The sequence below is a fragment of the Dactylosporangium sp. CS-047395 genome (genome assembly GCF_050942185.1).
In the GTDB taxonomy this organism is placed as follows: domain Bacteria; phylum Actinomycetota; class Actinomycetes; order Mycobacteriales; family Micromonosporaceae; genus Dactylosporangium.
The window spans coordinates 7007679-7020546 of sequence record NZ_CP192015.1 but is presented as its reverse complement, the minus strand read 5'-3'; the positions used below and the strand labels follow the sequence as shown (position 1 = coordinate 7020546).

The 12868-nt window shown below is 70.5% G+C and carries 15 protein-coding genes and 1 riboswitch; of the genes, 9 read left to right on the top strand and 6 right to left on the bottom strand.

Features of this window, described 5'->3' with window-relative positions:
- Nucleotides 1-36: 36 nt before the first annotated feature.
- Nucleotides 37-423, bottom strand: a complete 387-nt coding sequence (locus ACQP00_RS33075; RefSeq protein ID WP_433202847.1) for a VOC family protein — start codon at nucleotides 421-423, stop codon at nucleotides 37-39.
- A 77-nt stretch (nucleotides 424-500) separates the two neighbouring features.
- On the opposite strand from ACQP00_RS33075, the gene ACQP00_RS33070 reads away from it, so the two are divergent.
- Together ACQP00_RS33070 and ACQP00_RS33065 are read left to right on the top strand one after the other, a co-directional pair.
- Entirely contained in the window at nucleotides 501-911 is a 411-nt protein-coding gene (locus ACQP00_RS33070; protein ID WP_433202844.1) for a DUF6924 domain-containing protein, read from the top strand.
- A gap of 2 nt (nucleotides 912-913) precedes the next feature.
- The gene (locus ACQP00_RS33065) at nucleotides 914-1492 is read left to right on the top strand and encodes a GNAT family N-acetyltransferase (protein WP_433202841.1); all 579 of its coding nucleotides are present in this window, start codon (nucleotides 914-916) and stop codon (nucleotides 1490-1492) included.
- 21 nt (nucleotides 1493-1513) lie between these two features.
- Here ACQP00_RS33065 and ACQP00_RS33060 read toward each other — a convergent pair whose 3' ends face one another.
- The 3 genes from ACQP00_RS33060 to ACQP00_RS33050 form a co-directional block, all read right to left on the bottom strand.
- Entirely contained in the window at nucleotides 1514-2512 is a 999-nt protein-coding gene (locus ACQP00_RS33060) for an NlpC/P60 family protein (RefSeq protein ID WP_433202838.1), read from the bottom strand.
- Nucleotides 2513-2519: 7 nt separating this feature from the next.
- A riboswitch (cyclic di-AMP (ydaO/yuaA leader) is annotated at nucleotides 2520-2683 on the bottom strand.
- 120 nt (nucleotides 2684-2803) lie between these two features.
- Nucleotides 2804-3856 carry a glycoside hydrolase family 18 protein gene (locus ACQP00_RS33055; RefSeq protein WP_433202835.1) on the bottom strand — a complete coding sequence of 351 codons (1053 nt, stop codon included), beginning with the start codon at nucleotides 3854-3856 and terminating at the stop codon, nucleotides 2804-2806.
- A 224-nt stretch (nucleotides 3857-4080) separates the two neighbouring features.
- The gene (locus ACQP00_RS33050) at nucleotides 4081-4443 is read right to left on the bottom strand and encodes a hypothetical protein (protein WP_433202832.1); all 363 of its coding nucleotides are present in this window, start codon (nucleotides 4441-4443) and stop codon (nucleotides 4081-4083) included.
- Between the two features lie 303 nt (nucleotides 4444-4746).
- On the opposite strand from ACQP00_RS33050, the gene ACQP00_RS33045 reads away from it, so the two are divergent.
- Nucleotides 4747-5754 (top strand): hypothetical protein, encoded by a 1008-nt coding sequence (locus tag ACQP00_RS33045; protein WP_433202829.1) that lies wholly within the window; start codon nucleotides 4747-4749, stop codon nucleotides 5752-5754.
- Nucleotides 5755-5926: 172 nt separating this feature from the next.
- On the opposite strand, the gene ACQP00_RS33040 is transcribed toward ACQP00_RS33045, so the two are convergent.
- Nucleotides 5927-7147 (bottom strand): MFS transporter, encoded by a 1221-nt coding sequence (locus tag ACQP00_RS33040; RefSeq protein ID WP_433202826.1) that lies wholly within the window; start codon nucleotides 7145-7147, stop codon nucleotides 5927-5929.
- Nucleotides 7148-7286: 139 nt separating this feature from the next.
- Between ACQP00_RS33040 and ACQP00_RS33035 the strand changes: the two genes are divergently transcribed.
- From ACQP00_RS33035 to ACQP00_RS33025, 3 genes are all read left to right on the top strand, one after another.
- The gene (locus tag ACQP00_RS33035; protein ID WP_433202823.1) at nucleotides 7287-8234 is read left to right on the top strand and encodes an STAS domain-containing protein; all 948 of its coding nucleotides are present in this window, start codon (nucleotides 7287-7289) and stop codon (nucleotides 8232-8234) included.
- 317 nt (nucleotides 8235-8551) lie between these two features.
- A complete protein-coding gene (locus ACQP00_RS33030; protein WP_433202820.1) occupies nucleotides 8552-8878 on the top strand; it encodes a DUF4190 domain-containing protein in 327 nt (108 codons plus the stop codon).
- Nucleotides 8879-9283: 405 nt separating this feature from the next.
- Nucleotides 9284-9928: a class I SAM-dependent methyltransferase gene (locus ACQP00_RS33025; protein WP_433202817.1), complete on the top strand. Its 645-nt coding sequence runs from the start codon at nucleotides 9284-9286 to the stop codon at nucleotides 9926-9928.
- Between the two features lie 182 nt (nucleotides 9929-10110).
- Here ACQP00_RS33025 and ACQP00_RS33020 read toward each other — a convergent pair whose 3' ends face one another.
- A complete protein-coding gene (locus ACQP00_RS33020) occupies nucleotides 10111-10287 on the bottom strand; it encodes a hypothetical protein (RefSeq protein ID WP_433202814.1) in 177 nt (58 codons plus the stop codon).
- A gap of 335 nt (nucleotides 10288-10622) precedes the next feature.
- Here ACQP00_RS33020 and ACQP00_RS33015 point away from each other — a divergent pair, with 335 nt between their 5' ends.
- From ACQP00_RS33015 to ACQP00_RS33005, 3 genes are read left to right on the top strand one after another with little or no spacing between them, the layout of a single operon-like run.
- Nucleotides 10623-11795 (top strand): sensor histidine kinase, encoded by a 1173-nt coding sequence (locus ACQP00_RS33015; RefSeq protein ID WP_433202811.1) that lies wholly within the window; start codon nucleotides 10623-10625, stop codon nucleotides 11793-11795.
- A complete protein-coding gene (locus ACQP00_RS33010; protein WP_433202808.1) occupies nucleotides 11792-12247 on the top strand; it encodes a hypothetical protein in 456 nt (151 codons plus the stop codon). The genes ACQP00_RS33015 and ACQP00_RS33010 overlap by 4 nt, the downstream gene beginning before the upstream one ends.
- On the top strand, nucleotides 12244-12867 hold the full coding sequence (locus ACQP00_RS33005) for a response regulator transcription factor (RefSeq protein WP_433202806.1): 624 nt from the start codon (nucleotides 12244-12246) through the stop codon (nucleotides 12865-12867). The genes ACQP00_RS33010 and ACQP00_RS33005 overlap by 4 nt, the downstream gene beginning before the upstream one ends.
- Nucleotide 12868: the final 1 nt, after the last annotated feature.

The following is a 12868-nucleotide window of genomic DNA, read 5'->3' as shown; positions in this document are numbered from 1 at the left end:
TAACTGTTTTCCGGGATTTTAATCTCGATCGATGCGTTAGGACAAGAGCAGGTCCTGGACGCTTCGCGACAGCACGCAGAATTCGTTGCCCTCGGGGTCGGCGAGGGTCACCCAGGAGACGTCCGGGCCCTGGCCGACGTCGGCCCGGCGGGCGCCCAGGCCGATCAGCCGCTCGACCTCCTCCGCCTGGGTGCTGCCGTCCGCGCGGATGTCCAGGTGCAGCCGGTTCTTGATCGTTTTGTGCTCGGGCACGGCCACCACGTCGATGCCCGGCGCCGACCCGTCGGCCGGCCCGATCGTGATCACGAGCGGGTCGCCCGGCTCCTCCTCGGTAACCTCCCAGCCGAGCACGGCGCACCAGAAGGCGGCGATCCGGCGGGGGTCGTTGGCGTCGATCACGAGCACGGAGATGCGACTGGTCATCCCGAGGTTGTACCGCAGGGTGTCGCCCAGCGCTCCCGGCGCGCGCACTGCCGTGCCGGGATGGGATGATGCCGCCCATGACGGCGCTGCCCCAGCCCCGCGATCTCACCGCCCTCGTGGTGCGGGTCGACTTCAGCGACGATGACGCCTGGACCGAGCTGCAGGCGCTCTTCGGCGAGGACCACGCGACGTACATCGGCGACCCCGCGTACGACGGGGCCACCATCGCCGACCTCATCGACATCGACGACGGCGCCGACGAGGACGACAAGGTCTACGAGCTCTTCCTCGCCGACGAGACCAGCATGACCGACGACGAGCACCCGCTGCTCGCCGTCGACCTGGCCGACGAGCCGGGCCGCTCCTTCCGGGTGCTGCCGGGCGCCTTCGCCGAGGTCGCGTCGAACCTGAGCATCGCCAACATGGACTTCGCCGACTTCGCCGAGGCCGTCGACGAGACCGGCACCTACCGCGGCCGGCCCGAATAGCCGTGCCCGACGACCCGCAGCGGTCCGCCCTGCCGTTCCCCGACCCCGAGCTCACCGACGGCACGGTCCTGCTGCGGCCCTGGCAGGAACAGGACACGCCGCAACGGTACGCCGCGTTCTCCGACGAGCTCTGCCAGCGCTTCTCGTGGGCTGGCATCGAGCCGATCACCGAGGCCGAGGTGGCCGCCGCGACGGTGCAGAACGAGCGCGACCGCCTCGCCGGAACGTCGCTCAACCTGGCCGTCGCCGACCCCGCCGACCGCGCCCGCGTCTGGGGCGCCGCGTCCGTGTACGACGTCGACCCCGGCCAGTCCCGCGCGTCGATCGGCTACTGGGTCGCGCCCTGGTCGCGCGGGCGCGGCGTCGCCACCCGGTCGCTGCGGCTGCTGGCGGGGTGGGGGTTCGGGGCACTGGGAGTACACCGGCTGGAATTGACCTGTGATCCCGACAATCTCGCCTCGGCGCGGGTGGCGGAACACTGCGGGTTCGTCCGGGAGGGGCGGCTGCGCTCGCACATCCGGTTCAAGGACGGGCGCCGCGACACGCTGGTCTTCAGCCTGCTCCCGGGCGAACTCCGCTGACGCTCTCTTTTGGCTGGCGGTTTAGATCCGCCCGTAGCCGTACAGGGAGTCGATGTCGATCGGCGCCACCTTCACCACGGTCCGGCTGTTCGGCGCGTGGATGATCTGGTTGTTGCCGATGTAGATCCCGACGTGCCCCAGCCCGTTGTAGAAGACCAGGTCACCGGGGGCGAGCTGACTGCGCGTGATGTGCTTGACCTTGCCCCACTGCTGTGCGGCGTTGTGCGGCAGCGTCACGCCCGCCGCCTTCCAGGCCATCATGGTCAGCCCCGAGCAGTCGAACGTGTTCGGGCCGGCGGCGCCGAAGACGTACTTCTTGCCCAGCTGCGCCCACGCGTAGTTCACGGCCTTGCCGGCGGCACCGGAGACGGCCGGCGGCGGTCCCGGGTTCGACGTCGTGGTGGTCTTCGTCGTCTTGGCCTTGCCGGCCGCCGCGGCCTTCGCGGCCGCCTCGTCGGCCTTCTTCTGCATGTCGTCGAGCTTGGCGATGTTGCCCTCGATCTGCTTGCGCCGCGCCTCGATGTCGGTCTTCTGCCGGCTCTGCGCCGCGAGCTGCTCGTTGAGCCGCTGCTTCTCGGTGTCGAAGCCGTTCTTGGCCGCGGTGAAGGTGGCGATGTCCGCCTGCTGGTTGCGCGAGATCTGCTCCAGCGTCCCGACCCGGTCGAAGAACCCGTCGGTGGACTGGGCGCCCAGCATGAGCGACCACGTGCCCAGGCTGCCGCCGCTCTTGTACGCGTTGACCGCGACCTGGTCGGCGCCCTTGCGGGCCGCGTCCATGCTCGCCTGCAGCGGCTGCAGGTCCTGCTCCAGCTTGGTGATCGAGGCCTGGGTCGCCTCCAGATCACCATTGATCTTGTTGTAGTCCTCGACGATGAGCTCGAGGTCCCGGTTGCCCTTGTCGATCTGGGCCTGGATCTCCTCGTGCGTCGGGTCGGCGTGTGCGGCACACGCCGGAGCGACCACGGCCGCGACCGTCAGCCCGATGAGCCACGCTCGCAGCGCCGTACGTCCGATGAACACGACAGCGTCCTTCTTCCGGACCGCCTACCGGGTTAGCTGACGGGTTCGGGCGGAAAGAAGGTGCGCCCTACCGCTCGCGCGGATTCACCCCACGGGCGGCCGGCAAGGCCCGCCCAACTGGTTCCCCGGCTCCCGCGCCAAGCCTGTGACCAGGCCCGGCGTTCGACTCGGCGGCGCCCGCCCGGGCCGCCCGATTGAGCGACGAGGACCGGTCGAGCTGCACCAAACGTAACGAGAACATCTCGGCAGCGGAATGCCGTGGCCTCGATCTAAGCAACACTTAACGCAGACTCAAAGATCCCCGCCGAACGGCCGCACCATGGCCGCGAGCAGGCTGTGCTCGTCATCATCGGCGGCCAGCTGCCACGTGAACGCCCCCGCGAGCCCCTCCCGCGCCGCGAACGCCGCCCGCTCCTCGATCGACACGGCGTCCTCATAACTCACGAACGCCCGCCGACCCCGGTGGTAAAGCCACGGCGACCGCGCGACGGGATGCCGGTGCCGCTCCCAGGCCGGATCGGTCAGGAAGGAGCGCTTGATCTCGCGCCATTCAGGAGCCTCCATGGTACCGACCTGAGGCCGCCCCAGCCCCGCCTCCTCGCCGGCCTCGTCGACCAGGAATCCCCGCCCGTAGAACGGCACCCCGAGCACCAGCCGCTCCCGCGCGACCCCGGCCCGCACGTAATAGTCGACCGCCGAGGCGACATCGTTCCCGTCCCCGAGCCCTTCGAGCGGGGCGTTGAGCGGGGCGTTGAGCGTCGCGACGGGCGAGAACCCGGTCCCGAAGTCGTACGTCATGAGATTCACGAAATCGAGCACTCGCGCCAGCTCCGCGATCTCGAAGCTCTCGGCCGGGTCGTAGGGCCCGGCGGCCTGCAGCCGCCCGGCGGGCAGTGCGGCGGTGAGGATGTACTCGTCGCCGAGCCGCTCTCGAAGATCCTTGGCGAGCAGCGTGGCGTTGCGCCGGTCCTCGGGCCGGTGCGTGACCTCGGCCGGCCCGCCGGACACGGGAAACTCCCAATCCAGGTCGATCCCGTCAAACCCGTCGGCCAGCGCGAGTGCCTCTTCGACGAACACGGCTCGCGACCGCCGCGTCAGCGCCGCGTCGGAGAACCCGCCGGCCCCCCAGCCGCCGATCGACAGGACCGTCCGCAGGTTGGGATGACCCCGCTTGAGCGCGGCCAGGTCCTCGAGGTGCGCGGGAGCGTCTTCGGGCAGCGTGAGATGCCCCTGCTCGATGGTGGCGAACGCGTAGAACAGATGCGTCAGCTTCCCGGCCGGGATGTTCGCGATCGGATAGGCGCCGGCGCTAGAGGCCGGGAAATAGGCTCCCAGAACGACCATGCTGCTTGTTGTACCCGATTGCTGGCCGGACCCTTCTCATCAGGTCGGCGACCCAGGTCTCATCAGGCCGGCCACGCGGTCTTTCATCAGGTCGGCCACCCGGTCTTCATCACGGCGGCGACCCAGGTTTCGTCAGGTCGGCTACCCGGTCTTCATCGGGTCGGCGACCCAGGTTTCAGGAGGTCGGCGGCCCGAGTTTCATCAGGTCGGCCTCTCGGGTTTGATCAGGTCGGCCACCCGGGCTGCCCCGGCGGCGGCCCGGAGACCGGCCGAGCCGGATACGGAGGCGGCGCGGATTGCATCACGGGATACCCGGCAGGCAACGCCGCAGCCGGCACCACCGGGTCGCGCCGCCCCCCGATGGCCACCGCCGCGGCGGCGATCTCCAGCCCGATCCCCGCGAGAATGTACTGCGACGGCATGTGCGTCCCCCCGCTGTTCGCCTCCCCATCGCACTGCTCACGCCCATACTGCGGCGCCGGCGTACAGGCCCACTTCACCTCGGTCTCGGCATCCCCGACGACCATCGACCCGAACAGCCCCAGCACAATGCACGCCAGCCCGCCGACGATGAACAACACCTGCATGACCCGAGCCCCTGTAGTCATCCCGTGACCCTAAGGGACGACCGTCGATCCCGCTGCCCCACTCCTGTTCGCCTGATGCCGCCCGACCCGACCGCGCTGGCCACTTTTGTTCGTCTGCTGCCGCCCGGTCCGCCGCCGCTGCCGCACTCCTGTTCGTCTGCTGCCGCCCGGTCCGACGCCGCTGGCCCACTCCTGTTCGTCTGCTGCCGCCCGGTCCGCCGCCGCTGCCGCACTCCTGTTCGTCTGCTGCCGCCCGACCCCCGCGAACGCCACGAGCAACCTCCGGGCGCTACGGTGCGGGCCATGGCGCTCACCACCCCGGAGCCACCGCTGGACGTAGCCGCGACGTTCCCCGAACTGGCCACCGCGTCCCGCCGAGCAACCCGGCTGCACCCCCGCCGCGGCGAGGTGGGCCCCCACGACAGCTCCCTGGGCGGCCCGCTGCTCTGGCCGAGCGACGACCCCTGGCCCCTGTGCGACTCCCCGGACCACACCGACTGGGACCTGATCGTCGGCGTCCCCGAAAACGCGACGGTCCGAGCTATCCCATTGGTGCCCGTCCTTCAGCTGTACGCCCGAGACGTACCCCACCTCCCGTTCCCCGACGGCACCGACCTCTGCCAGGTGCTGTGGTGCCCGGCGTACCACCAGCCGGCCATGGACCCGATCGCCGTGGTCCGCTGGCGAAACTCGTCCTCCGTATCGCCCGACGCGGCCACGCCACCGCCGCCCGCCTCCAAGTCGACCAACGGTGCGGACTCAGGCAGCGGCGCGTTCCAGCCGACCGCGGCGACCGGAGCCGGCCTGCTCACCGACCCGCCGCAGCCCGGCGTGGACCTCGGGACCGGCGAGTTCCGTCCGGAGCCGTGCCGGCTTCATCCCGAGGTCGTCGACGAGTACCCCGACGGTTTCGCCCTCGACGACGAGCTTCGAGAGCGCGTCGAAACCTGGGCCCGGGCCAACGGGTGGAGCTACTTCGCCCACCTGTCGACAGCACCCGGTACCAAAGCAGGCGGTTGGCCGGACTGGATCCAGAACCCGGACCCGCCGGACTGCACTGCATGCGGCCGTTCGATGGATCACCTCCTGACGATCGCGAGCGTGGAATGCGACGGCGAATCGTGGCGGCGCTGGGTGCCCATGGAGGAGCTGTCAGCCCGGCAGCTGCAGCCCGACGGACAACCACCGGCCGAGGCATTCGCAGCCGAGGCCGACGCCGGTCTCATGATCGGGGATGCTGGCGACTACTACATCTTCGTGTGTACGCACTGCCCGCACCGCCCCACCGCGACGCTCAGCCAGTGCTCGTGACCGGAACCGTCCGATCAGCTGCACCACATCCTGCCACCCGGGTACGACATTTTTCCGAGCCGACTGTCCCGCCCTCCCCGCACGAAACCACCGAAGCGGAAACGACCACGAGGTGATGCATCCGAGCTGCAGCCGGCCTTCGGTCCCCGCACTCTCTCGTAGCCGAGGCCAGCTAACCGTGCGCGATCCGCGTCAGCGACCGCCACAACAGCACGACGAACACCGCCGACCCACCGAACGCGAACCAGAACGGCGCCGTCACCCCGATCTGCGTGGCCAGTACGCCGCCGATCAGCGAGCCCACCACCAGCCCCCCGAACGTGCTGATGGTGTTGACGCTGCCCACCCGCCCCTGCAAGTGCGTCGGCACCGCGCGTTGCCGCACCGTCAGCGACGTCGTACCCCAGATGAAGGCATGCGCCCCGAAGACGAACATGATTCCCCCGGCGAGCCAGGCCGAGGTCGTCAAGGCGAGCGAAAGGTGCGTCAGCGTCTCGATGATGAGGCCCGCTCGCATGATGTTGCCGAGGCTGACGTGGCGCGTCAGCCACCCGTACATGCCGGTGCCGGCCAGCCCGCCCACCGCGCCCAGCATCGTGAACAGGCCGAAGCCGGTCGGCCCGAGCCCGAGGCGCTGCTGCGCGTAGAGCACGAGCACCGACCAGGCCGCCCCGAACGTGAAGTTGAAGATCAGGATCGTCAGCGACAGGGTGCGCACGGCGGCGTGCCCGGCGGTCCACCGCAGTCCTTCGACGACGGCGTGTCGCACCCCCGCGGGCCGGTCGGACGCCGCGGGAACGGCCGGCAGCGCCATCCGCGAGACGAGCACGACCCCGGCCGCGACCAGCAGACTCTCGGCGGCGAACGGCCACACGTGCCCCGCCGCGAACAACAGCGCCCCGAGCGGCGGCCCGACGAGGTTGTTCAGCGTGATATAGCCTGCCTGGAGCCGCGCATTCGCAAGAACAAGATCATCCCGTTGTACCAGCATGGGCGCGATCGTCGCCGCCGCGTTGTCCGCGAACACCTCACCCACGGTCAGCAACCCGATCGCCACCAGCGCACCGGCGACCGGCAGATGGCCGGTGACGAGCAACGCCACCAGCGCGACGAGCACGACCGCGCGCAGCCCGTCCGCCGCCATCACGATCCGCCGGCGGTCGAGCCGGTCCGAGAGCACGCCCGCGTACAGTCCGAAGACCAGCGGCGGCGCCCACCGCAACAACGCCGCCAGCGACACCAGGAACGCGTTGTCGGTGAGCGAGGCCACGAGCAGCGGCCCGGCGGCCAGCGCGATCCCGTCGCCCAGGTTGCTGGTCCACGACGAGGCGAGCAGCCACCGGTACCCGCGCCCGAGCCGCTCCGGCACCGCAACCTCGACCAACCTGTTCACGGGTACAGCACCATACGGGTCACAGGCCCTTACCGCGAACCCGATATCGAGCGTGCGGACTGCAGCGGCGCTGGTCCGGGAGTAGGGTGAGCTGAGCCGGCGGCATTCCGCCGAGGCGATGACGGTGACGGAGCGCGGCATGGACCCAGATGCTCCGATCGGCGGCGTACGGCCGCGACCCGGCCTGCCACCGAGGCAACAACAGGACGTCATCGACGCGGAGATGCGCGCCAGCCGCAGGGGAGTGCTCGCCGAGTTCCACCGCCGGCTGCGGACCGACCCCGAGACCCTCGTCGCGCTCGAGTTCCTGACCCTGGCCGACCGCCACATCGTCCGCACCGCGATCGTCGTCGCCGCCGGCTGCCTCGCCGACGCCTGCACCCTGCACATCTTCGACCCCAAGACCGCCGCCCTGCGCACCGTCCGCCACAGCGGCGTACCCCTGGGCCTGCGCGACCGCCTCGCCGCATTCCTGACCGCCCGCGGCATCGGCCCGAACACGACGGACCCGGTCGTCCTGGAGCACATCGCCCCCACCGACCTCGGATTCGCCGCCGTCCACGCCTACCCCTTGCGCGACGAGCGAGGCGACCCGCTTGGTGTACTGTCGTTGCAGTACCGCACGCCAGGCCCGCACCCGCGCCAGGACCGTCTAGCCGCGTTCGCCGCCGAGGCCATGGCGGGCGTCCCGGCCGCCCCCACCCTGCCCCGGCGCACACTCACGGCCGACCCCACACCCCCGGGCGTCACCGTGACCCGAACCCCTGACGGCGTCGCAGTACACGTCGGCGGTGCCCTGGACGCCGTAACAGCTCCGGGGTATCGACAGCTGCTTCGCCGTACCGTGGCCGCTTTGGCACCTCATCAATCGCTCATCATCGACCTCCGCGAACTGGAATTCCTGGCCGCAGCCGGCGCCCGAGTCCTGGTCGACGCCGCCCGCCGCTGCGAGGACGGCGCCGTGTCGTGCTATCTCCTCGCCGGGCGCGGCCACTTTGCCCGCACGGTCCTGGATCGGCTGGACCCGCGGCCGCCGTTGAGCTTCGTCGAGGACGAGGGCCGCCTCCCGACCGCCGCCCGCCGCTGACCTCCACCGCGAACCGGCCGCCTCGCCGAACTCCGCTGCCGCTTGCCCGCCGCTGACCTCTATCGCGGACGGGCCGGCTTGCCGAACTTCGCTCGCGGATCGGTCTCAACCATGTGCGGGCCCGTTATCAGCGCCGTTTGGCGCAGTGTCCGTCGGCCGCCGTGGACCTTTATCGCAGGCGAGACCCGTTCCACGGCCACCCTGAGTGGCGGCGCGAGTTTGCGGCGCGAGTGGCGGCGGGTCGGCGAGCACCGGTCGCTCGTGACGGATCAGCTTGGCGGGCATATCCTTCGGGCAAATTCACGGGGAGCGAGGCCATGAGCGAAGACCCGAACAACCCAACGCCGCCGTTGTACCCGCAGCAGCCCCAGCAGTACTACCAGCCCTACACGCCACTGCCTCCGGTCAACACGTACGCTATTCTCGCCGCCGTCTTCGCGTTCGTGGTCTTTCCGCCGCTGGGCATCTATTTCGGGCGCAAGGCCAGGGAACAGATCGCAATGAGCGGCGAACGAGGCATCGAACTCGCCAAGGTCGGCATCATCGCCGGCTGGATCCTCAGCGTCCTGTACCTCGGCTTCATGGTCCTCTGGTGCGGCCTCGTCGGCGTCGGCATCTTCGGCGGCATGATGACGTCGCCCTGACCCGACCGCACACCGCCGAAACGCCCACCCGCAGCCATCGACAACGCCGTCTCCGCCATACCCGGCGACGGCACCTCCACCCGGCGAACATGCGCATGGCCGGATCGTCGTGGTTCCCACTCCAGCCCCGCTCGCGCCGGAGTGGGAACGAACGGGCATCGGCGTCGTCCTCGGGCACCGGAGTCGCGCCGGAGGGCGGCGGACATGGATCGGCGTCGTCGCTTTCGGGCGCCGGGCCGGTGCTGAAGGGCGGCGGCACGGATCTGTGTCGTCGCTTCGGCACTGGGCCGGTGTTGGAGGGCGGCGGCATGGATCGGCGTCGTCGCTTCGGCACTGGGCCGGTGCTGGAGGACGGTGTATATGGGTCGGCGTTGTCGGTGTGCGTGCTTGAGGCAGGATGGACCGATGACGGACGACGTGCTGGCCGAGCAGGTCGGCTACTACCGCAGTCGCGCGGAGGAGTACGACGCGACCGCGTACGGGGACGTCGACGCGGCCCGCGCGCGGATTGCTCGGCTGGTCGCGACGATGGCTCCGCGCGGGCGGGTTCTCGAACTCGCCTGTGGCACCGGCCTCTGGACCGAGGCGCTGGCCCGCGATGCCAAGTCGGTGCTGGCCGTCGACGCCGCGCCGGAAACGCTTGCGATCGCGCGGGAACGGGTGCCGTCGAACGTCACGTTCGCCGTCGCCGACATCTTCGGGCTCGCCGCGGAGGAGCGTTTCGACGTCGTGTTCTTCTCGGCGTGGCTGTCACACGTGCCGGACGAGCGGTTCGACGAGTTCTGGCGGTTGGTGGGCACCTGGCTCGCCGACGACGGCCGCGTACTGTTCATCGACGAGCACACCGACGAGCGCCCCAAGGAAGCGTACGTCAGCGACGGGATCGTCGAACGGCGCCTCACCGACGGCCGGACGTACCGCATCGTGAAGCACTTCATCGATCCCGCCGCCCTCCGCGAACGGCTGCGCACACTCGGCTGGACCTGCACCATCACACGCGACGGCGACGACTGGATCGCCGGAACCGCCATTCGCGCGACCGATAGCTGAACAAACCGCGCACGCCGCACCCTGCACAATCGCACGGACGCTGAGATGCCGATGCGAGCGTGCGGCGGTGAGCGAGATCGGATGCGCGTTCCGGCCGTAAACGCGGTTGCGCGGGATGCTCGGACGCTCAGGATGTGACTGGGATTGCACGACCGCGCGAGGGCGAGGGCGTCAAACGGACGTCAGCGGGAGCCGCGGATCAGGAAGCCGCGGGCCACCCAAAGTACGCCCAGCACGATGGCGCCGACGATGGTGAAGGTGCCGAGGCCGGGTGTGTCCGTCACGGCCACGATCGCCACCGCGGCGCCGTACAGGACGGTCAGGAAGAGCATGATGTTCAACGTCAAGCGAGGGGTCATGTCCGACAGGTTCGCCCGGACGGGGACAGGTTCGCATCCAACGACCGTTGGATGCGCGCAAGTCGCGGACAGGGGATGCTGACGGGATGAGCGCGACCGCGGACCCGGGCCGGCACGAGTGGCACCGCCTCGCCGTGGGGTGGCGTCTTGCGTTCGAGGGGCTCGCCGTATGAGCGCGGCCGTGGACCCGGGCCAGCACGAGCGGCATCGCCTCGCTGTTGGGTGGGGTCTTGCGTTTGGGGGGCTCGCCGTATGAGCGCGGCCGTGGACCCGGGCCGGCACGAGTGGCGCCGGCTCGCTGTTGGGTGGGGTTCTGCGTTCGGGGGGCTCGCCGTATGAGCGCGACCGTGGACCCGGGTCAGCACGAGTGGCATCGCCTCGCTGTTGGGTGGCATCTTGCGTTTGCGGGGCTCAGCGTTGTTGCGGCCGGGTTGATTGGGATGGACACCGACCTTGGCGTGCAGGAGCGGGTTCTCGGGGTGGCGCTCATCGGTGCGTTGGCCGCGTGGTACCCGCTCGCCGGGGCGCGGTTGCTGCGGCGGCCGCGTAGTGGTGGGGGGTGGGTGTACGTCTCGGTCGCGGTTGCCCTCACCGCCGCCGCGGTCGCTGTTGCGCCGGCTGGGGCCGTGCTGTTGTTCGTGCTGTTTCCGCATGTGTGGGCGATGCTGCCGGTCAGGCAGGCGGTCGCGGGGACGATCGCGGCGGTGGCCGCCTTCGCCGTGGCGTTCGCGCTTCGGCTTGAAGAACCCGCGACGGTGCTCGTGCCGGCGGGCCTCTCGCTGCTGTGCGCGATCGGGGTCGGGCTGTGGATCACGCGGATCATCGACCAGAGTAAGGATCGGGCGCGCATCGTCGCTGAGCTTGAGGATACCCGGGCCGAGCTTGCCCGGGTCAGTCGTGAGGCCGGTGCGCTGGCCGAACGCGAGCGCATGGCGCGCGACATCCACGATACCGTCGCGCAGGGGTTCACCAGTGTGCTCCTGCTGCTCGATGCGCTCGAGTCGGAGCTTCAAGAAGAACAGAAGGACGCTCTCGTGTACCTCCTGAGAGCCCGCGACACCGCCCGGGACAATCTCGCCGAGGCGCGGTCGCTGGTCGAGGCGGCGACCCCGCCGGCCCTGCGTTCGGCGTCGCTGCCGGCGGCCCTGCGCCACGTCGTCGACCGGATCGGGCCCGATCTCCCCGGCGGCGCCACCCTGACCGTCGAGGGCGAGCCGAGACCGCTGCCGGCGGAGCTGGAGGTCGTAGCCCTGCGCGCCGTGCAGGAGGCGCTCGCCAACGTCCGCCGCCATGCGCGGGCCGGGCGGGTGGACGTGCACATCCGGTACCAAAGCGGCGTCCTTGCCCTTCGCGTGCACGACGACGGGCGTGGCTTCGACGTGCACGCCCCGACGCCCGGCTTCGGCCTGGCGGGCCTGCGCGAACGGGCAGCGGCGGCGGGCGGCTCGGCCACGATCAGCTCAAGCGCGACCGCGGGCACGACGGTCGAAGTGGAGCTCCCGGCATGACGCTGCGACCGCTCACGGCGAACGACGCCCCAACCGCGCCCGCCCCAACGCGCGAACGTGCAACGACGGCCGACGTTTCGTTCGCGCGCGCCGGGCTGCGCGAACGAGCAGCAGCGGCGGTGGCGTGCGGGCGATGCGCGCGGGCCGGGCTGCGCGAACGAGCAGCGGCGGCGGTGGTGTGCGGGCAATGCGCACGGGCCGGGCTGCGCGAACGAGCAGCGGCGGCGGTGGTGTGCGGGCAATTCGCACGGGCCGGGGTGCGCGAACGAGCAGCGTTGGTCGGGCTGGGCGAACGAGCAGCGGTGGTCGTGGTGCGCGAACGAGCAGCGGTGGGTGGGGTGCGCGAACGAGCAGCGGTGGGTGGGGTGCGCGAACGAGCAGCGGTGGGTGGTCGGGTCGTGCGGGCTGGGTTGGGCGAAGCCGCGGCGGTGGATGGGGAGCGTCCGGTATGACGGTGCGGCTGTTGGTGGTGGACGACCATCCGATTGTGCGGGACGGCTTGCGGGCGGTTCTCGATCGGGAGCCGGACCTCGTGGTGGAGGCCGACTGCGGCCGCGGCCACGAGGCGATTCAGCTCGCCGCGGCGCTGCGGCCGGATGTGGTGCTCATGGACCTGCGGCTGCCGGATCTCGACGGGATCACCGCGATCGAACGGATAACAGCCGCCGGTACGGCCAAAATTCTCGTGCTGACCAGCTATGACACGGACGGTGACGTGGTGCGGGCGGTGGCGGCCGGTGCCGTCGGGTATCTGCTCAAGGGGTGCAGCCGCGAGGAGCTGACCGCCGCGGTGCGTATCGCGGCGCGTGGGGGGACGGCGATCGCGGCGCCGGCGGCGGATCGGCTGGTGCGGTTCCGGCGGGGGGATGTGCCGCAGCTGACCAATCGGGAGATGGACGTGCTGCGGTGCCTGGCTCGGGGGCTGTCCAATCCGGAGACCGGGCGGGAGCTGTTCGTGAGCGAGGCGACCGTGAAGAGTCACGTGATGCGCATCTTCGACAAGCTCGGCGTCAAGGACCGTACCGCCGCGGTCACCACGGCGATCGCTCGGGGACTGTTGCCGCCGCTGTGAC